A 19,816-nucleotide genomic window follows, 5' to 3' on the forward strand; every position below is an offset into this window, starting at 1 on the left:
TGCCGCAGACGTGGCGGGAACGGAGGATGGCAGGATGAAGGGAATCGTCGCCCGAGCCGATCGGGGTCTTGGCAGTTCGCTACAGCAATCGCACCGGGCGCGGGTATCCGCGGCGGTGGCCCTGGCGGCCGCGCTGGCGAGCCTGACCGGCGGCGCGCTGGCCGCGCAGGTGAGCCGTTTCTCGCCGGAAGGCACGGTCGGCCAGGTGCGGCAGGTGGCGATCCGCTTCGACGAAGCCATGGTGCCGATGGGCGATGTCCAGGCCGCGGCACCCGCGGCGGTTTCCTGTACCGGCGCCAGCACCAGCGGCCAGGCCCGCTGGATCGACGCCAAAAACTGGGTCTACGACTTCGCCAGCGACCTGCCGCCGGGCGTGCGCTGCACCGTGCGCATGCGCGCCGGGCTGCGCAGCGAGGCCGGCAATGCCTATGCCGGCAAGGCGGAATACCGCTTCGAGACCGGCGGCCCGACCGTGGTCTCGAGCCGGCCCTCCGGCGGCGAGATCGAGGAAGACCAGGTCTTCGCGCTGCGCTTCAACGGCGCCGCCACCGCGGCCTCGGTGCGCGAGCACGCCTGGTGCCAGGCGCAGGGGCTGGGCGAACGCATCCCGGTGCGGCTGCTGGCCGGCAAGGAGCGCGAGGCCGTGCTCGAAGCGATCCGCTGGGACCGCCTCGCCAAACCGATGCCCGACGCGGTGCACCTGCTTGCCTGCCAGCAGCGGCTGCCGGCCGCGGCGCGCGTGCAGCTGGTGCTGGGCGCGGGCATCGCCACGCCGTCCGGCGTCGCCACGCGCGAGGAACGCCGCTTCGACTACACCGTGCGCGAGCCGTTTACCGCCAGCTTCAGCTGCGAACGCGAACACGCGCAGTCGCCCTGCACGCCGCTGCGGCCGATGACGGTGACGTTCTCCGCGCCGGTGCCGCGCAAGCTGGCCGAGAGCGTGGTGCTGAAGACCCCGTCGGGCCCGCGCGCGCCGCAGTTCGACCCTGACCTCGCGCCGGACGCCAGCGTCAGCGCGCTCACCTTTGCCGCACCGTTCGCCGAGAAGGCGCAGTTCACCATCGAAGTGCCACGCAAGCTGCAGGACGACAGCGGCCGCGCGCTCGCCAATGCCGACCTGTTCCCGCTCAAGGTGGCCACGGCCGCGATGCCGCCGCTGGCCAAGTTTGCCGCGGCGCCGTTCGGCGTGGTCGAGCGCTTCGGCGAGCTGCCGCGCGGCAAGTCGGCGCAAGACTACCCGCCGCTGCTGCCGGTGACGCTGCGCAATGTCGAAGCCGACCTTGCCGTGCGCGGCGTGCAGGCCCGTGCCGGCACCGTGATGAAGCTGCGCGTCGACGACGATGCCGCCGTGATGCAGTGGCTGGGCCTGGTGCGCCGCCTGCACGAGGCCAGCTACACGCGCGGCGAGCTCGACGCCGTGCTGGCGGGCCGCTCGCCGTACCGCGTCAACAACCCGCGCAACGCGGTGTCGATCGAAACCCGCTCGGTATCGCTGCTCGAGCGCGCCCCGGGCGTGCAGAAGCTGGCGGTGCCGAAGCCGTCGGGCGATGCGCCGCGGCCGTTCGAAGTGGTCGGGATCCCGTTGCCGGAGCCCGGCTTCCATGTGGTCGAGATCGCCTCGCCGATGCTGGGCGAGGCGCTGCTGGGCAAGCGCGCGCCGATGTACGTGCGCACCGCGGCGCTGGTGACCAACCTGGGCGTGCATTTCAAGCTGGGCCGCAGCACCGGCAACGAAGACGATGGCAGCCGCAGCGCGGTGGCCTGGGTCACCGCGCTGGACGACGGCAAGCCGGTGCGCGACGCCGCGGTGGCGGTGCGCGACTGCAGCGGACGCCTGCTGGGCGAAGGCCGTACCGATGCCAGCGGGGTGGCGCGCTTTGCCAGACTGGCCGCGGCACCCGAGAGCGCGTGCGACCAGAACGGGCTGTCGGGCTATTTCGTCTCCGCCCGCATCGCCGCCACGCACCCCCAGGCGCGCGGCAAGGCCGACATGGCCTTCGTGATGTCGGACTGGAACCGCGGCATCGAGAGCTGGCGCTTCAACGTGCCGACCGACACCAGCGCCACGCCCACCGTGCGCGCCCACACCATCTTCGACCGTACCCTGCTGCGCGCCGGCGAAACCGTGTCGATGAAGCACCTGATCCGCGCCGAGACCGCGCAGGGCTTTTCCTTGCCGCCGGCGAGCCGTCCACTGCCCACGCAAGTGACCATCCGCCATGAAGGCAGCGGCCAGAGCTATGAGCTGCCGCTGCAATGGCGCCAGACCGCAACCGGCGGGCGCAGCGCGGAGAGCACCTTCCAGGTGCCGGCGGCGGCCAAGCTCGGGGTCTATACGGTCGAGCTGGAGACGCAGAAGGGCGAGGGCGCGCAGGACGACGGCGGCGCGCGCAGCTACGCCAGCGGCAGCTTCCGGGTCGAGGCTTTCCGCCTGCCGGTGCTGGCCGGCACGCTGCAGGTGGCGGGCAAGGCCGGGCCGGTGGTGGCGCCGGCCGAACTGCCAGTCGGGGTCGAGATCCACTATCTGTCCGGCGGCGGCGCGGCCGGGCTGCCGGTGCGCGTGTCCGCGCTGCTGCGCGACAAGTACGTGAGCTTCCCCGGCTACGACGAGTTCTCGTTCACCCCGCCGCGCGCGCAGCGCGAAAGCGGCGGCGACGAGGAGATGGATGAAGACCAGCAGGGCGATGCCAGTGCCGACGGCCAGCAGCTGGTCGCCGACAAGCTGCCGCTGACGCTGGACAAGAACGGCAATGGCAGCGTGACGCTGCGCAAGCTGCCCAGGAACGAAGCGCCGCGCGACCTGGTGCTCGAGGCCGGCTTTGCCGATCCCAACGGCGAGATCCAGACGTTGCGCCAGACCGTGCCGGTCTGGCCGGCGGCGGTGGTGGCCGGCATCCGCACCGACGACTGGGTCTCGGTGAAGCAGAAGCTGGCGGTGCATGGCGTGGTGCTCGACGTCAACGGCAAGCCGGTGGCGGACGCCCCGGTCAAGGTCAATGCGCGCGCGCGCATCACCACCTCGGCGCGCAAGCGCGTGGTGGGCGGCTTCTACCGCTATGACAACCGCACCGAGACGCGCGACCTCGGCACCGTGTGCGAAACCCGCACCGATGCGCAGGGCCGTGCGCGCTGCGAGGTGGCGCTGGAGCAGGCCGGCCAGATCGAACTGGTGGCCAGCGCGCGCGACAAGGACGGCCGCACCGCGCAGGCCGCCACCACGGTGTGGGTCACGCGCCAGGGCGAGCTGTGGTTCGGCGGCGAGAACCATGACCGCATCGACCTGCTGCCGGAGAAGAAGTCCTACGCGCCGGGCGACACCGCGGTGTTCCAGGTGCGCATGCCGTTCCGCCACGCTACCGCGCTGGTGGCGGTGGAGCGCGAAGGCATCTACCAGACCCAGGTGGTGGAACTGCACGGCAGCGATCCGACCGTGCGCGTGCAGGTCAAGCCGGAGTGGGGGCCCAACGTCTACGTCTCGGTGCTGGCCTTGCGCGGGCGCCTGCACGAGGTGCCGTGGTATTCGTTCTTCACCTGGGGCTGGCGCCAGCCGGGCGAGTGGTGGCGCGCATTCCGCAGCGAAGGGCGCGAGTATGCGGCGCCAACCGCGCTGGTGGACCTGTCCAAGCCGGCGTTCCGGCTCGGGCTGGCCGAGATCCGCGTCGGCAACGCCGGCCACCGGCTCGACGTCGCCGTGACCCCGGACAAGACCAGCTACCCGGTGCGCGGCAAGGCGCGCGTGGCGATCCAGGTCAGGCTGCCCGACGGCAAGCCCGCCGCCAACGGCGAAGTGGCGCTGGCCGCGGTGGACCAGGCGCTGCTGGAACTGATGCCCAACACCAGCTGGGACCTGCTCGACGCGATGCTGCAGCGGCGCGGCTACGGCGTCGAAACCTCGACCGCGCAGATGGAAATCATCGGGCGCCGCCACTACGGGCGCAAGGCGGTGCCGGCGGGCGGCGGCGGCGGCAAGAGCCCGACGCGCGAACTGTTCGACACGCTGCTGCTGTGGAACCCGCGCGTGCAGCTCGACGCCGAGGGCCGGGCCAGCGTCGAAGTGCCGCTCAACGATTCGCTGACCAGCTTCCGCATCGTCGCGGTGGCGGACCTGGGCCTGGGCCGCTTCGGCACCGGCAGCGCCACCATCGCCGCGACGCAGGACCTGCAGGTGATTTCCGGCCTGCCGCCGCTGGTGCGCGAGGACGACCGCTACCGCGCCATGTTCACGCTGCGCAATACCACCAGGCGTGCCATGACGGTGCAGGCCAGCGCGCGCGGCACGCTGCTCGGCAACGAGGCCGGCCTGCCGGCGCAGACCGTGCAGATTCCCGCCGGCGAGGCGCGCGAGATCGGCTGGGACGTGACCGCGCCCGCGCTGCTGGCCTATGCGCGCACCGGCACGGTGATGTGGGAGGTGCAGGCGAGCGAGCAAGGCACCGGGGGCGCCTCCGACCGCATCAAGGTGTCGCAGCAGATCGTGCCGGCGGTGCCGGTCACGGTGCAGCAGGCCACCCTGGCGCAGCTGGCGCCGTCGCTGTCGATCCCGGTCAAGGCGCCGCCGGGCGCGCTGGCCGATCCGGCCGGCAAGCTGCGCGGCGGGGTGCAGGTCGACTTCCAGTCGTCGCTGGCGGGCGGCATGCCGGGCGTGCGCGAGTGGTTCCGCTACTATCCGTTCACCTGCCTGGAGCAGCGCGCCTCGAAGGCCATCGGCCTGAACGACAGCGCCGCGTGGGACGCGCTGATGGCGCAGCTGCCGTCCTACCTCGATGCCAACGGTTTGGCCTCTTACTTCCCGCTGAACAGCGACAGCGACTACGGCAGCGAAGTGCTGACCGCTTACCTGCTGGCGGTGACCGACGAGGCCGCGCGCGCCGGGCAGGCGCTGCGCATCCCCGACGCGCAGCGCGCGCAGATGGAGCGCGGCCTGGCCGATTTCGTCGAAGGGCGCATCCGCCGCGACAGCTGGTCGCCGGTAGGCGGCACGCAGTATCTGGAGGTACGCAAGCTGGCCGCGCTCGAGGCGCTGTCGCGCACCGGCCATGCGCAGGCGCGCATGCTCGGATCGATCCAGATCCTGCCGGCGCAATGGCCGACCTCCGCGCTGCTGGACTGGACCCTGCTGCTGACGCGCGTGCAGGACATCCCGCAGCGCGAGCAGCGCCTGGCCGAGGCGCAGCAGCTGCTGCGCTCGCGCCTGACGGTGCAGGGCACGCGCCTGGCGTTCTCCACCGAGCGCAACGACAACTGGTGGTGGATGATGGCCGGCGGCGACGTCAATGCCGCGCGCCTGCTGGCGCTGGCGTCGGAATTGCCGGGCTGGAAGGAAGATGCGCCGCAACTGGCCACCGGACTGCTGGGACGCCAGGTGCATGGCGCCTGGGGCACCACCACCGCCAATGCCTGGGGCATGCTGGCGGTGACGCGCTTTGCGCAGGCGTTCGAGAAGACGCCGGTGGCCGGCACCACGCGCGCCAGCATCAGCCATGCTGCTGACGCCGCGCGCAGTTTCGACTGGGCGCGCGCGCAGCGTACTGACGGCGTGGCGCAGGGCAGCATCGACTTGCCGTGGCCGGCCGGGGCCGACGGTGGCACGCTGCAGGTGGAACAGGCCGGAGCGGGCCAGCCGTGGGCCACGGTGCGCGCCATGGCGGCGGTGCCGGTGACCGCGCCGCTGGCGGCAGGCTACCGCATCCAGCGCACCGTGACGGCGCAGGAGCAGGCGGTGCCGGGCAAGTGGTCGCGCGGCGACGTCTATCGCGTCAAGCTGGAGATCGATGCGCAGGCCGACATGACCTGGGTGGTGGTCAGCGATCCGGTACCTGCCGGCGCCACCATCCTCGGCAGCGGGCTGGGCCGCGACTCGGCCATCGCCACGCGCGGCGAGCGGCGCCAGGGCGCGGCCTGGCCGGCCTATATCGAACGCACGCCGCAGGCCTACCGCGAGTACTTCGGCTACCTGCCCAAGGGCAAGGTCTCGGTCGAATACACGGTGCGGCTGAACAACGCCGGCGACTTCGCGCTGCCGCCCACGCGGGTCGAAGCGATGTACGCGCCCGACGTGTTCGGCGTGGCGCCCAATGCGCGGCTGGCGGTCGGGGCGCGCCCATGAGCTGGCTTTCCGCGATGATGCCGGCGCGCGTGCGCGAGTGGTGGCTCGCGGGCGCGATGGCCGGCCTCATCTATGGCGCGCTGCTGGTGCAGGTGGCGCTGGACCTGCCCGACGGCGCGCCGCTGACCGGGCATATCGCCATGCAGCCGGCATGGAAGACGGCGATGGCGGTGCTGCTGGCGCGCGCCGCGTGGTTCCATCGCGTGCCCGGCGAGCGCCGCTGGCTGGTCACGGCGCTGCTGTGCTCGGCGCTGGGCGATTTCCTGCTGGCGCTGCCGACGCTGTCGTTTTCGTTCGTCGGCGGACTCGGCGCCTTCCTGCTGGCGCACCTGGCCTACCTGCGCCTGCTGGTGCCGCTGGCGGGCGATACCCGCCCGCACCGGCTGATTGCCTGCGGCGCCATGCTCGGCGTGGCGGGCACCATGCTGGGCCGCTTCTGGCCCAACCTCGGCACGCTGGCCGTGCCGGTGACGCTGTACGTGGGCGTGCTCGCCGCCATGGTGTGCAGCGCGCTGGTGGCGCGCCTGCCGACGCCGCTGGCGGCGCTGGGCGCGCTGTGCTTTGCCGCGTCGGACCTGATGATCGGCATCGCACGCTTCCTGGTGCCGTTCGAGTCGTTCCAGCTGGGCATCTGGTGGACCTACGCCGCGGCGCAGGTGCTGCTGGTCGCGGGCCTGGTATCGGGACGCAAGCAGCCATGACACCGCGCCTGGCCCTGATTGCGATGGCGGCGGCGCTGGCCTGGTCCACGCCGGCGGCGGCATTGCCCAGCTTCGCGCAGGTGCGCGCCGACTGGCGCAGCGCCGATGTGGTGGTGCTGGACCGCGACGGCGAGCCGGTCGGCCGCGTGCGCGACGACTTCCGCGCGCGCCGCGGCGACTGGGTGGCGCTGGCCGACACCTCGCCCGCGCTGCGCACGGCCATCGTGCTGTCGGAGGACCGGCGCTTCTACGCGCATAGCGGCGTCGACTGGCAGGGCGTGGCCGCGGCCGCCTGGGCCAACCTGTGGAACACGCGCACGCGCGGGGCTTCCACGCTGACGATGCAGCTGGCCGGCCTGCTCGACGAGGACCTGCGCCGGCCGGGCGCGCCGGGGCAGGGGCGCAGCCTGACGCAGAAGCTGGGGCAGGCCGCCGGTGCCGCAGTGCTGGAGCGCAGCTGGAGCAAGGACCAGATCCTGGAGGCCTATCTCAACCTGGTGCCGTTCCGCGGCGAACTGGTGGGCCTGTCGGCGATGTCGCAGGTGCTGTTCGGCAAATTCCCCGAGGGCCTCGATGCGCGCGAAGCGGCGCTGGCGGTGGCGCTGGTGCGCGCGCCCAATGCGCGCGCCGCGCAGGTGGCCAGCCGCGCCTGCGGCATCCTGCGCGAGATGCGGCTGCCGCGCGAGTGCGACGGCCTGGAAGGCTTTGCGCAACTGGCGCTGCTGCGCACCGGCCCGGTGGCGCAGCGCGCCGCGGCGGCAGCGCCGTCGGCGGGGTTCAGACAGCTGGCGCCGCACCTGTCGCGGCACCTGATCAGCGAGACGCGCGCGCAGCTGCCGGCCGGCGCCGCCATGCCGGCGCGCATCGCGTCGACGCTCGACGCCCGCCTGCAGCGCGCTGCCGTGGCCAGCCTGGACCGCCACCTGCGCGAACTGGCCGGGCGCAATGTCGAGGACGGCGCGGTGGTGGTGATCGACAACGCCAGCGGCGACGTGCTGGCCTACGTGGGCTCGTCCGGCGCGCTGTCCGGCGCCGCGCAGGTGGACCACGCGGCGGCGCTGCGCCAGGCGGGATCGACGCTCAAGCCGTTCCTGTACCAGCAGGCGCTCGAAGAGAAGCGGCTGACCGCGGCCTCGCTGCTCGATGACCGGCCGGTGAACCTGCCGGTCGGCGGCGGGCTCTATGTGCCGCAGAACTACGACCACCGCTATGCCGGCTGGGTCAGCCTGCGCGCGTCGCTGGCCGCATCGCTGAATGTGCCGGCGGTGCGCACGCTGGTGATGGTGACCCCGCACCGCTTCCACAAGCGCCTGGTGGCGCTAGGGCTGCCGCTGACCGAGGCGGGCGACTACTACGGTTACAGCCTGGCGCTGGGCAGCGCGGATGTGTCGCTGCTGGCGCTGACCAATGCCTACCGCGCGCTCGCCAATGGCGGCAGCTACGCGCCGCCGCGCTTGCGGCAGGGGGCTCCTGCGGTGGCGGCGAAGGCCGTGATGCAGCCGGGCGCCAGCTACGTGATCGCCGACATCCTGTCCGACCGCCACGCCCGCGCCCGCACCTTCGGCCTCGACAGCCCGCTCACCACGCGCTTCTGGACCGCGGTCAAGACCGGCACCAGCAAGGACATGCGCGACAACTGGTGCATCGGCTGGTCGCAGCACTACACCGTGGGCGTGTGGGTCGGCAATGCCAGCGGCGCCAGCATGCGCGACGTGTCCGGGGTGTCGGGCGCGGCCCCGGTGTGGCACGACGTGATGGAAGTCCTGCACCGCGCGCAACCGAGCCAGGCGCCGGCCATGCCTGCCGGCGTGGAGCGCGGGGCGCTGGGCTTCGACGACGGGCTGGAGCCTGCGCGCGATGAAGTGTTTCTGGCGGGCACCGCGGTCCGGCACGTCAGCGTGGCGGCGCCCTCCGCGCGCCCGGGCGCGCCCATGATCGCCACGCCGGCCGACGGCACCGTGTTTGCGCTGGATCCCGACATGCCGCCGGCCGCGCAGCGGGTGTGGTTCCATGCGCAGGGCGTGGCTGGCCAGACGGCACGCGCGGTCAGCTGGCGCATGGACGGCAAGCCGCTCGGGCGGGGCGGCGAAGTGGCGTGGCTGCCATGGCCGGGCCGGCACCAGGTGGAGCTGCTCGACGCCGCCGGCAAGGTGGTGGACCGCATCGGCATCGAAGTGCGCGGCGCTTCGGTGCGCGCGCCCGTACCCGCGGCCCGGCGCTGAGGCCCGTATCGAAGGGTTCGGACCGCGCCACGGCCAGCGCCGCCGGCCGTGGGCAATAATGGCGCTTCGCCATATCCCCGCAGGAGCCCGCGCATGTCCCTCGTTGCCCTCGATGCCGCCGCCACCGCGGCGCGCCTGCCGTATCCCCAACTGGCGCAAGCCATCGCCGACATGCTGGCCGAACTGCGCGACGGCACCGCCATGGCGCCGCCGCGCATCGCGCTGCCGGTCGGCGACGCGCAGCAGGGCGCGGGCACGCTGCTGGTGATGCCCGCGCGCAACCGCGAGCTGGTGATGACCAAGAACATCACCGTGCATCCCGGCAACCCGCAGCGCGGCCTGCCCAGCATCCTCGGCGAAGTGGTGGTGGCCGATGCGCATACCGGCGCGCGCATCGCCATGCTCGACGGTCCCACCGTGACCGGGCGGCGCACCGCGGCGGTGTCGCTGCTGGCGGCGCAGCGCTTTGCCGCGCGCCCGGACGGCGAACTGCTGATCGTCGGCGCGGGCGTGCAGGCGCTGACGCACCTGGAGGCCTTCGTCGCCGGGCTGGGCGTGCGCCGGCTGTGGCTGCATTCGCGCACGCGCGACAAGGCCGAGGCGCTGGCCGCGCATGCGCGCACGCTGGGGGTGGAAGCGCAGGTGGCCGAGTCGGTCGCGGCGGTATTGCCGCGCGTGTCGATGGTGGTCACGGTGACGTCGAGCCGCAGCCCGGTGCTGCCGGACCTGGACAGCGGGCTCTGGCACGACCATCACTTCATTGCCGCGGTCGGCGCGTTCCGGCCCGACATGTGCGAACTGCCGGCTGCACTGTGCCATGCCGCCGCGGACCATGGCCGTTTGCTGGCCGATACCCTGTTCGGCATCGAGGACGAGGCCGGCGACCTGCTGCAGGCCGGCATCGACTGGGCCGCCGTGCAGCCGTTCGAGAGCGCGATCCTGCAGGCCGACGCGATCCGCGCGCGCACGGGCAGCCCGCTGGTGTTTAAGAGCGTGGGCTATGCGCTATGGGACCTGGCCGCGTGCGTGCTCGCCAGCCGCGCCTGATCAGCGCTCGCGGTCGCGCTCGCGCAGCCAGTCGCCGAACAGTTCGCGCGCGGGCGCCAGGAAGGCGGCGATCGGTTCGCTGCGGTCGCTGGCGTACCAGTGGCAGTAGCAGCCGTGGATGGTGGCGATCATCAGGCGCGCCATCGGTGCCGGCAGCGGACGGCCGGGCGCCGACAGCGCGGCGACCAGGTCGTGCACGTGGCTGTCCCAGCTGCGTCGGATTTCCTCGCGCACGCTGGCCGGCACGCTGCCGGAGAACAGCAGCGCCAGCACCACGCCCTTGGCCTCGGGATTGGCGCTGAGATAGCCGGCGACCCGGTCGAAGCTGTTCTCGAGCCGCCGTGCCGCGGTCCTGCCGTGCTGCGGTTCGGCGCCCAGTTCCTCGCCGATCTGCCGGAACAGGCTGGTGGCGGCCTCCGCCAGCAGCATCTCCTTGCTGCCGAAATGCCACAGCAGGCTGCTCTTGGCCACGCCGGCCTCGGCGGAAATCTGGTCGAGCGTCACCTCGGCGTAGCCATGTGCGCTGATCAGCCCGCGCGTGACCGCGAGCACGCGTTCGCGCGTTTCCAGTCCGCGCCGGTTCTTTGCGACCGGGGCGGAGGCGGTGGTTGCAGGCTCGGTGGACTGACGGTTCGGGGGCATGGTGGGGGCGGTAACAGGGCGGTAACAGGGCTGCAAATTGGCGAGACACGGCGTCGCGGCGCCTGCATGGGCGGCCGGGCTCTATTTGACAGTAGACGCGGTCTGCCAGCAAACTCCGTAATTGTACTGAACGTTCAGCACAATGACATGAGTCTTGCCGGCCGCACCGTTGCGTCCGGCGCAGGATCCAGGAGACCAGGATGCCGTATCCGACCACCTTGGCCGCCGCCGCCGCGCTGGCCGCCGCCACCTTCAGCCTCGCCGGGAACGCCGTTGCCGCCACCGCCGCGCCCGGCGCCGGCAAGCCCGCCACCGATGCCACCGCCCGCGCCAACGCCGCGGTGCTGCAACAGCTGCCGTTCCAGGACCAGCGCGACTTCGACGCGGCGCGCCGCGGCTTTATCGGCACGCTCGACAACACCGAGATTCGTGACGCCAAAGGCAACGTGGTGTGGTCGCTCGAACCCTATGAGTTCCTCAAGCCGGATACCGCGCCTCCTACCGTGAACCCCAGCCTGTGGCGCCAGGCCCGGCTCAACCTGCATCACGGCCTGTTCCAGGTGACGGATCGCATCTACCAGGTGCGCGGTTTCGATATCGCCAACATGACCATCATCGAGGGCGAGTCCGGGCTGATCGTGATCGACCCGCTGACCGCGATGGAAACCTCGCGCGCCGGCCTCGAGCTTTACTTCAGGCACCGGCCGAAGAAGCCGGTGGTGGCGGTGATCTACACCCACAGCCATGGCGACCACTTCGGCGGCGTCAAGGGCGTCATCAGCGAGGACGACGTCAGGGCCGGGCGGGTCAAGGTGCTGGCGCCGGATGGCTTCATGGAAGAAGCCGTCAGCGAGAACGTCTTTGCCGGCACCGCCATGAGCCGCCGCGCGCAGTACATGTATGGCTTCAACCTGCCGCGCTCGGCCACCGGCCAGGTCGATGCGGGCCTGGGCAAGGCGGTCGCGCACGGCACCCTGACGCTGATCCCGCCGACCGACCTGATCCACAAGACCGGCGAGACCCGCACCATCGACGGCGTGCAGATCGAGTTCCTGATGGCGCCCGGCACCGAGGCGCCGGCCGAGATGCTGATGTACTTCCCGCAGTGGCAGGCCTTGTGCGCGGCCGAGGACGCCACCCACAACCTGCACAACCTCTACACCATCCGCGGTGCCCAGGTGCGCGACGCCAACCAGTGGTGGCGCGCGCTGGACGAGACCATCGACCGTTACGGCGCCCGCACCGAGGTGCTGTTCGCCCAGCACCACTGGCCGACCTGGGGCCGCCAGGAGATCGTCACCTACCTGGGCAAGCAGCGCGACGGCTACAAGTACATCCACGACCAGTCGCTGCGGCTGGCCAACCAGGGCTACGTGCCGGCCGAGATTGCCGAGCGCGTGAAGCTGCCGCCGTCGCTGGCGAGCGAGTGGCACTTGCGCGACTACTACGGCACCGTCAGCCACAACGCCAAGGCGGTGTACCAGCGCTACCTGGGCTGGTATGACGCCAACCCGGCCAACCTGAACCCGCTGCCGCCGGAAGAGGCGGGCAAGCGCTATGTCGAATTCATGGGCGGCGCCGCGCGCGTGCTGGAGCAGGCCCGCGCGGCCTATGCGCGCGGCGAGTACCGCTGGGTCGCCGAGGTGGTCAAGCACGTGGTCTTTGCCGACCCGTCCAACCAGGCGGCGCGCCAGCTCGAGGCCGATGCGCTGGAGCAGCTCGGCTACCAGGCGGAATCGTCGACCTGGCGCAACGCCTACCTGAGCGGCGCCGCGGAACTGCGCAGCGGCCCGCCCAGGACCGGCCGCCGCGCCGGCAGCCCCGACGTGCTGCGCGCGATGACGGACACCATGTTCCTGGACTACCTGGCGATCAGCCTCAACGGCGACCGCGCCGCCGGCAAGACGCTGGCGCTGAACTGGGTACAGCCGGACACCGGCACGCGCTTCGCGCTGAGCGTCGAAAACGGCGTGTTCCGCTACAAGGCCGACGCGCAGCATGCCGCGCCGCAGGCCACGCTGACCATGCCGCGCGCCGTGCTGATGGGCGTGCTGGCCGGCCAGACCACGCTGCAGGCCGAAACCCAGGCCGGCCGCGCACGCGTCGAGGGCGACCCGCAGGCGCTGGCGGCGTGGGCCGGGCTGATGGACAAGGCCGAGCCAAACTTTGCCATCGTCACGCCCTGACGACTATCGCGCAGGCGAGGCGCGCGGCCGCTATTGCGCGCCGGGCGCCTAAAACCGCTTCCACGTGAGGGTTTTTTCCGCCGCACGGCATAAACCGTTGCGTGGATGCTGCGGACGGTGGTCCGGGGAGCCGCTGCCGCCGCTTTTTTTCATGGTTAACCCTCCCTTTAGGGGGCTGCCTCTACGAATCCGTGTCATTGATGAAACAACCCCGCGCGGGCTGGCCGGATAATGCACGCGGCAGTTACCGAAAGAGGAGTAAGAGGATTATGAAATCGACCTATAAGAAGATGCTGGCCGCGGGCGCCGTGATGGCGCTGACCGGAGCCGCACACGCGCAGTCCGCGGGCAGCAATATCGTCAGCATGGGCTGGTTCCGCGTGATGCCGAACAGCTCCGCCGATCCACTGACCGTGGACAGCATTGGCGGTCGCCCGGTCGGCATGACCCGGCCGAACACCGGCGCGGAAATCGAGTCCGCCGACACGCTCGGCCTGGCCTTCACCCACTTCTTCACCGACAACATCTCCGGCGAGATCGTCGCGGGCATTCCACCCAAGCATGACGTCAAGGGCACCGGCAACTACGCCCAGTACGGCAAGCTCGGCTCGGTCAAGCAGTGGAGCCCGGCACTGGTGGTCAAGTACCACTTCTTCGATGCCAAGACCAAATTCCGTCCCTATGTCGGCATCGGCGTGAACTACACCTGGTTCACCGACGAGACCATCACCAACCAGAACTTCGTCAACCGCGAGTTCGCGCCGGGCGCGCGCATGACCGCCAGCGCCAAGCCGTCGTGGAACCCGGTGTTCAATATCGGCGCCACCTACGCCATCAACGACAACTGGTTCGTCGGGCTGTCGGTGTCCTACGTGCCGATTTCGACCCGGGCATCGTTTACGACCCAGGCTGGTCCGGTGACGATCCGGTCGCACACCAAGATCAAGATCGATCCGGTGGTGACGTACCTGAACGTGGGCTACCGCTTCTGAGCGCGGCACAACGCAGGCTGAACAATAGGGCGCCCGGGGCGCCCTTTTTTGCTGAGGCGGCGACGGCTCAGGCCACCGATTTGACAGGGTAGCCGGCTTCCTCGATGGCCTCGCGCAACGCCTGCGTGTCGGCGCCGCTGTCGACGCGAACGGACTGGGCCGGCACATCCGCGCTGACGCGCGCGGCGGGGTCGACGGCAAGCACGGCACGCGTGATGGCGCCGACGCAGTGGTTGCACGTCATGCCTTCTACCTGGAACTGGATCATGTTGGAACGCTCCTGAACGGGATGGAAACGCGGCATCGGGCCGCGACAGACATAGTGTGAACCTTGCCACGATGGGAAGCGCAAGGGGAAATTTCTCATGAGACGTGGCGCTGGCGTCATCTGCAGGGGGCCTTGACCTTCCAATGATGGTAAGGTCCATGATGCTGACATCGACACTGTGGATGACTCAGAACCATGCCAGATTCCAGCGCTGTGCTTGCTTCCCAACCGGTCCGCACCGACCGCAACCCGCCCGCCGACGCCATGCCCGAGTGGCGGCTGCCGGTCGAAGGCATGACCTGCGCCTCCTGTGTGGGACGCGTCGAAAAGGCCCTGGCCAAGGTGCCCGGCGTGCGCGACGTCGCCGTCAACCTGGCCACCGAGGCCGCCACGCTGCGCGCGGCGTCCGCCGCGGTGCTGCCCGCCGCCGCGCGCGCCGTGGCCGACGCCGGCTACAGCGTGCCCCATGACACCGTCGAACTGAATATCGCCGACATGACCTGCGCCTCGTGCGTCGCGCGGGTCGAAAAGGCGCTGCGCGCCGTGCCGGGCGTGGTCGAGGCCACCGTCAACCTGGCCACCGAGCGCGCCAGCGTGACGCTGTTGCGCGGCGCCACCGATGCCCCGGCGCTGGCAGGCGCAGTCGTGCGCGCCGGCTATGGCGCGACACTGGTGGCGGATGCAGCGGCCGCTGCGGGCGCCTTGGCCCAGCCCGGCCAGCCGGGGCAGGCCACCCGCCCGGCCTTCTGGGAGGGCCCGTGGCCGGTGGCGATCTCGGCGGCGCTGTCGTTGCCGCTGGTGGCGCCGATGGTGCTCGAATGGTTCGGCGTGCACTGGATGCTGCCGGCGTGGGTGCAGTGGCTGCTGGCCACGCCGGTGCAGTTCGTGTTCGGCTGGCGCTTCTACAAGGCCGGCTGGAAGGCAGTGCGCGCCGGCGCCGGCAATATGGACTTGCTGGTGGCGCTCGGCACCACCGCCGCCTACGGGCTGTCGCTGTGGCTGATGTGGCGCACCCCGGCCGATGCCATGCCGCACCTGTATTTCGAGAGCGCGGCGGTGGTGATCACGCTGGTGCGCCTGGGCAAGTGGCTCGAGACGCGCGCCAAGCGCCAGACCGCCGATGCCATCCGCGCGCTGGCGGCGTTGCGCCCCGATACCGCGCGGGTGCGGCGCGGCGGCGTCGAGCAGAGCGTGCCGCTGTCCACCGTAACGGTCGGCGATGAAATCGTGGTGCGGCCCGGCGAGCGCATCCCGGTGGACGCCGAAGTGGTCGAAGGCACCAGCCATGCCGATGAATCGATGCTGACCGGCGAAAGCTTGCCGGTGCCGAAGCAGCCTGGCGACCGCATCACCGGCGGCGCCATCAATTTCGAAGGCCTGCTGGTGGCGCGCACCGTGGCGGTGGGCGCCGAGACCGTGCTGGCGCGCATCATCCGCATGGTCGAGCACGCGCAGGCGGCCAAGGCGCCGATCCAGCGCCTGGTCGACCGCGTCAGCGCGGTGTTCGTGCCGGTGGTGCTGGTCATTGCACTGGTGACGGTGCTTGGCTGGGGCCTGTTTGCCGGCGACTGGGAGGCGGCGCTGCTCAATGCCGTGGCGGTGCTGGTGATCGCCTGCCCGTGCGCGCTGGGGCTGGCCACGCCCACCGCGATCATGGCCGGCACCGGCGCCGGCGCGCGCGCCGGCATCCTGATCAAGGACGCCGAGGCGCTGGAAGTGGCGCACCGGGTCGGGGTGGTGGCGTTCGACAAGACCGGCACGCTGACGGTGGGCAAGCCCGAGGTGGTGGCGCTGCATGCGGCCGATCCTGCCGACGCCGACGGCAGCGCGTTGCTGGCGCAGCTGGCCGCGCTGCAGGCCGGCAGCGAGCATCCGCTGGCGCGGGCGGTGCTGGCCGCGGCGCAGGCGCGCGGCATCGCCGTGCCGTTGGCCAGCGGCGTGCAGGCCCTGCCGGGCCGCGGCATTGCCGGCGTGGTCGACGGCCAGGCGCTGCAACTGGGCAGCGAGCGCCTGCGCGAGTCGCTGGGCGCGCCGGCCGGCGCGCTGGGCGCCGTGGCGCAGCAACTCCAGGCGGAAGGCCGCACCGTGTCGTGGCTGGTGCAGACCACGCCGCCGCGCGTGGCCGGGCTGGTCGCGTTCGGCGATGCCATCAAGCCGGGCGCGCCGGCGGCGATCGCCAGGCTGCGTGCCGCCGGCGTGCGCACGGTGATGCTGACCGGCGACAACGCCGGCGCCGCGGCGCGGGTGGCGCAGGCGCTGGGGCTGGATGACGTGCAGGCCGAAGTGCTACCCGAAGACAAGGCCGCGCGCGTGCAGGCGCTGGGCCGCGACGGCGCGGTGGTGGCAATGGTGGGCGACGGCATCAACGATGCGCCGGCGCTGGCCGCGGCCGACGTGGGCATTGCCATGTCGACCGGCACCGACGTCGCCATGCATGCCGCCGGCATCACGCTGATGCGCGGCGACCCGGCGCTGGTGGCCGATGCGCTGGCGGTCTCGCACCGCACCGTGCGCAAGATCCGCCAGAACCTGTTCTGGGCCTTTTTCTATAACGTGGTAGGGATCCCGCTGGCCGCGGCCGGCATGCTCAATCCGGTGGTGGCGGGCGCGGCGATGGCGTTCTCCAGCGTCAGCGTGGTCGGCAATGCGCTGCTGCTGCGCCGCTGGCGCGCCCAGGCCGGCACCACGCAAGCCGCTTCCCTCGCGGCGCAAGGAGGCGAGTGATGAATATCGGCGAAGCGGCACAGGCCTCGGGCGTATCGGCCAAGATGATCCGCCACTATGAATCGATCGGGCTGGTGGCGACGCCGCCGCGCACCGACGGCGGCTACCGCCGCTATGACGAACGCGCGGTGCATACCTTGCGCTTCGTGCGGCGGGCCCGTAATCTGGGATTTTCGCTCGACGAGATCCGCAACCTGCTGTCGCTGTGGCACGACCGCGACCGCGCCAGCGCCGACGTCAAGGCGCTGACGCTGCGGCACGTGGCCGACCTGGAGCAGCGCATCGCCGAACTGGCGGCGATGCGCGACACGCTGCGCGAACTGGCGCAGCACTGCAGTGGCGACGACCGGCCGGACTGCCCGATCCTGGCCGACATGGCGCAGCCGGAGGCGCCGGCCTGCCACAGCTGAAGGCGCGCTTGACGCCACGGTTGCAGCCACAGCAGGGCCGGCACCTGCCGGCGCCGCGGACTCCATAACAACAACGATAGCTGGCGTCGCGCCTGGCCCGCGCGCGCCGGCAGGAGACCTGTGCAAATGGAACAGCCGATGACGGACGATCCGGCCCTGGCCGGCGTTGCCAGCAAGCCCGCCGCGAGCCCGGCGGGCACTCATGCGCCGGTGCAGAGCCGCCAGCGCATGCGCGACGGCACCGAACTGTTGCTGCGCACGTGGCAACCCGACCCGGCACGCTTTGCCGAACCGATCGGCTCGGTGCTGCTGGTGCACGGACTTGCCGAACACGCCGGGCGCTACCAGCATGTCGCCGATCTGCTGTGCGGCCTGGGGCTGCGCGTGCGTGCCTTCGACCTGCGCGGCCATGGCGCCAGCGGCGGCGCGCGCATGGTCGCGGACCATCCGGACACCTACCTGAACGACCTCGCCGAGATCTACGATGCCGCGGTGCCGGGCTGGCATGAATTGCCGATCCTGCTCGGCCACAGCATGGGCGGCCTGATCGCGGCGCGCTTTGCCACCGCGCGGGTGCGGCCGGTGCGCGCGCTGGTGCTGTCGTCGCCGGCGCTGGCACTGCGGCTGTCGCGGCCGGCGCTGACGCTGCACCGCGTGCTGCTGACGCTGGCGCCGCGGTTGCGCGTGCCTAACCCGATCGATGCACGGCACCTGTCGCATGACCCGGCGGTGGTCGCGGCCTACCGCGCCGATCCGCTGGTGCAGACCACCATCACCGCCGGCGTGCTCGAAGGATTTATCCGCGGCATGGCGCAGGCGCAGGCCGACGCGGCGCTGCTGGAAGCGCCCATGCTGATGCTGGTCGGCGGCGCCGACCGCATCGTCGACCCGGCCGGCAGCCGCACCTTCTTCGACAGCGCGCCGCCCGACCTGCGCGAACAGGTCTGGTTCGACCACGGCTACCACGAGATCTTCAATGAAGCGCAGCCGCTGCGCGGCGAAGTGTTTGCGGCGCTGACCGGCTGGCTGCAGCGCCGGCTCGGCAGCCCGCAGCGCTAGGTACGGAACACCGACTCGGCGACGCCAAACACCGCCGCAACCACCGGATCGTCGCGGCGCGCGGCCAGGCAGACCAGCGTCAGCTCGGTCTGTACCGAGACCCCTTCGACGATCACCAGCCCATGCGCATGCGACTCGCGTAGCGCAATGGCATCGCGCACCAGCGACAGCCCCACACCCGAGCGCACCAGGTCGCGCATCGACGCTTCTTGGTCGACGTGCGCCACCTTGGGCACAGTGGCCGGATCCACGCCTGCCTCTGCGAAGTGCGCCGACAGCAGCCGGTTGTGCGCCGATTCGGGCGGGGTCCAGATCCATGGCAGCGTCGCCAGCTGCGCCCACGAGCGCAGCGCGGTGCGCTCCTTCCAGCCCTTGGGCGCGACCACGTAATACGAGAACGGCGTCAGCGTCAGCGCATGGAAACCGGCTTCGGACGGCTGGCCCAGGTAGAAGCCCACATCGAGCGCGCCGCTGCGTACCTGCTGCAGCACCCAGCCCGACATGCCGTGGCGCAGCTCGGTGCCGATCTGCGGATGGCGCTCGACCAGCGTGTGCAGCATCGGGCCCAGTCGCGTGAATTCCGGGTCGAGGATGGTGCCGATCGCCAGCCGCCCGCGCACGGTGTGATGCATGGCGTTGACGGTGTGCTGCAGGTCACCCACGCCATCGAGGATGCGTTCGGCGAGCGGCAGCAGCGCGGCGCCATCGGCGGTCAGCGTCAGGCCCGCCGCGGTGCGCTCGAACAGCCGGATGCGCCAGGCCGCCTGCAGCGCCTTCAGCTGCAGGCTGACCGCGGGCTGGGTCAGGTGCAGGCGCTGCGCGGCGCGGGTCAGGTTGCCTTCGCGTGCGACGGCGACAAAGGCGCGCAGGTGGTGGAGGTCCAAGGGGGCGGCGGAACGGTGAGGTGTGGTGCGGCGCAATATTTTGCGCGGCTTATATTGCGATTGACGATAAATCATTGGACGGGGCCGCGCAACTGCACCAAGCTTGCGCTCAACCATGGCCCGAAGTCTTGTGCCGCACGCCATACGTGCCACGGCGTGCTGTGGCCGGTGCGCGGCGCAGCGTGGCAGCGTCTTCACCGGACGCAAAGATCGACGGGACGGACCGGAGGCAGAATCGCCCCGGGGAACCAGCATCCAGGAGCGGAAGTGGAAGACATCCTTGCAGAGGCCAGCGCAGTGCAGGCCATCATCGGCCATAGCATCGCGGGCCGGCAGACACGCGGCGCCTCGCAGCGCCTGGCCGACGTATTCAATCCCGCCACCGGCGAAGTTGCCGCGCGCGTCGCGCTGGGCACCGCGCAGGACGTGGCCGATGCCGTCGCCGCCGCCAAAGCCGCGTTCCCGGCGTGGGCCGATACGCCGCCGCTGCGCCGCGCGCGCATCCTGTTCAAGTTCAAGGAGCTGCTGGACCAGCACCACGACGACCTCGCCGCGCTGATCACGCGCGAGCACGG

The 19,816-nt window shown here is 71.3% G+C and carries 13 protein-coding genes; 10 read left to right on the forward strand and 3 right to left on the reverse strand.

The window, feature by feature from the left end; genetic code table 11:
- Positions 1-34: 34 nt before the first annotated feature.
- The 4 genes from C7416_RS20960 (at position 35) to C7416_RS20975 (ending at position 10,076) form a co-directional block, all read left to right on the forward strand.
- Positions 35-6,106, forward strand: coding sequence for an alpha-2-macroglobulin family protein (locus tag C7416_RS20960; protein WP_111520695.1), 6,072 nt, complete (start codon positions 35-37; stop codon positions 6,104-6,106).
- Positions 6,103-6,807, forward strand: coding sequence for a lysoplasmalogenase (locus C7416_RS20965; RefSeq protein WP_111520696.1), 705 nt, complete (start codon positions 6,103-6,105; stop codon positions 6,805-6,807). The genes C7416_RS20960 and C7416_RS20965 overlap by 4 nt, the downstream gene beginning before the upstream one ends.
- Positions 6,804-9,029, forward strand: coding sequence for a penicillin-binding protein 1C (pbpC, locus tag C7416_RS20970; RefSeq protein WP_111520697.1), 2,226 nt, complete (start codon positions 6,804-6,806; stop codon positions 9,027-9,029). The genes C7416_RS20965 and pbpC overlap by 4 nt, the downstream gene beginning before the upstream one ends.
- Positions 9,030-9,122: 93 nt before the next feature.
- Complete coding sequence (locus C7416_RS20975) at positions 9,123-10,076, forward strand: delta(1)-pyrroline-2-carboxylate reductase family protein (protein WP_111520698.1); 954 nt, start codon at positions 9,123-9,125, stop codon at positions 10,074-10,076.
- Here C7416_RS20975 and C7416_RS20980 read toward each other — a convergent pair whose 3' ends face one another.
- Positions 10,077-10,718, reverse strand: a complete 642-nt coding sequence (locus C7416_RS20980) for a TetR/AcrR family transcriptional regulator (RefSeq protein WP_111520699.1) — start codon at positions 10,716-10,718, stop codon at positions 10,077-10,079.
- Between the two features lie 200 nt (positions 10,719-10,918).
- Between C7416_RS20980 and C7416_RS20985 the strand changes: the two genes are divergently transcribed.
- Positions 10,919-12,904, forward strand: coding sequence for an alkyl/aryl-sulfatase (locus tag C7416_RS20985; protein WP_111520700.1), 1,986 nt, complete (start codon positions 10,919-10,921; stop codon positions 12,902-12,904).
- A gap of 269 nt (positions 12,905-13,173) precedes the next feature.
- Positions 13,174-13,896, forward strand: a complete 723-nt coding sequence (locus C7416_RS20990) for an OmpW/AlkL family protein (RefSeq protein WP_111520701.1) — start codon at positions 13,174-13,176, stop codon at positions 13,894-13,896.
- Positions 13,897-13,963: 67 nt separating this feature from the next.
- Here C7416_RS20990 and C7416_RS20995 read toward each other — a convergent pair whose 3' ends face one another.
- Positions 13,964-14,164, reverse strand: a complete 201-nt coding sequence (locus tag C7416_RS20995) for a heavy-metal-associated domain-containing protein (protein ID WP_111520702.1) — start codon at positions 14,162-14,164, stop codon at positions 13,964-13,966.
- Positions 14,165-14,359: 195 nt separating this feature from the next.
- Between C7416_RS20995 and C7416_RS21000 the strand changes: the two genes are divergently transcribed.
- The 3 genes from C7416_RS21000 to C7416_RS21010 all read left to right on the forward strand — a co-directional run bounded on the left by C7416_RS21000 (position 14,360) and on the right by C7416_RS21010 (position 18,357).
- Positions 14,360-16,888, forward strand: a complete 2,529-nt coding sequence (locus C7416_RS21000) for a heavy metal translocating P-type ATPase (protein WP_111520703.1) — start codon at positions 14,360-14,362, stop codon at positions 16,886-16,888.
- Entirely contained in the window at positions 16,888-17,298 is a 411-nt protein-coding gene (gene cueR, locus C7416_RS21005) for a Cu(I)-responsive transcriptional regulator (protein WP_111520704.1), read from the forward strand. Before C7416_RS21000 ends, cueR begins: the two co-directional genes overlap by 1 nt.
- A gap of 126 nt (positions 17,299-17,424) precedes the next feature.
- Positions 17,425-18,357: an alpha/beta hydrolase gene (locus C7416_RS21010; protein ID WP_111520705.1), complete on the forward strand. Its 933-nt coding sequence runs from the start codon at positions 17,425-17,427 to the stop codon at positions 18,355-18,357.
- Here C7416_RS21010 and C7416_RS21015 read toward each other — a convergent pair.
- A complete protein-coding gene (locus C7416_RS21015; protein ID WP_111520706.1) occupies positions 18,354-19,241 on the reverse strand; it encodes a LysR family transcriptional regulator in 888 nt (295 codons plus the stop codon). The two genes, C7416_RS21010 and C7416_RS21015, sit on opposite strands and share 4 nt — an antisense overlap.
- Positions 19,242-19,538: 297 nt before the next feature.
- Between C7416_RS21015 and C7416_RS21020 the strand changes: the two genes are divergently transcribed.
- Positions 19,539-19,816 (forward strand): aldehyde dehydrogenase family protein (locus tag C7416_RS21020; RefSeq protein ID WP_404851326.1); only part of this gene is annotated, 278 nt, incomplete at its 3' end.

The organism is Cupriavidus phytorum, from assembly GCF_003254285.1.
GTDB classification, from domain to species: Bacteria; Pseudomonadota; Gammaproteobacteria; order Burkholderiales; family Burkholderiaceae; genus Cupriavidus; species Cupriavidus phytorum.